Origin of the sequence: Olsenella uli, assembly GCF_016900775.1 — a bacterium.
Taxonomy (GTDB): Bacteria; Actinomycetota; Coriobacteriia; order Coriobacteriales; family Atopobiaceae; genus Thermophilibacter; species Thermophilibacter uli_A.
In genome coordinates, this window is the sequence record NZ_JACJKN010000048.1 from 1 (window position 1) to 402 (window position 402).

Annotated in this window: 1 protein-coding gene; it reads left to right on the forward strand. The window is 75.6% G+C overall.

Annotated elements, in window-relative coordinates:
• Positions 1–402: ATP-binding cassette domain-containing protein (locus H6A23_RS11255; RefSeq protein WP_204832262.1), on the forward strand; the 402-nt coding region annotated here is incomplete at both ends.

The following is a 402-nucleotide window of genomic DNA, read 5'->3' on the forward strand; positions in this document are numbered from 1 at the left end:
CCTCTGGGCCACGCCCGAGCGCGGCGAGGGAGGCAAGCGCCTCTTCGCGGGGGAGCTCGAGGTGCGTCCCGGCGAGCTCGTCGTGATCAAGGGCGCCAACGGCACGGGCAAGTCGCGCCTGCTGGACTTCCTGCGCGGCCTCTCCGACCCGGCCGACCTCGACGGCGGGGCGGCGCTCGCGCCCGGGGTGCTCGGGGCCGCCTACCTCACCTACCCGGTGCCGGTCGTGTCTGGCACGCTCGAGGACAACCTCCTCGGCGCCGCGGCGGACCCGGAGGTCGCTGAGATGCTCGACCTGGGCGACCTGCCCGGGCGCGCCATCACGGACCAGCCGCTCAACCTCTCGCTCGGCGAGCGCCAGAAGCTGGGGCTCCTGCGCGCCCTCTCGCGCCCGGAGCCGGT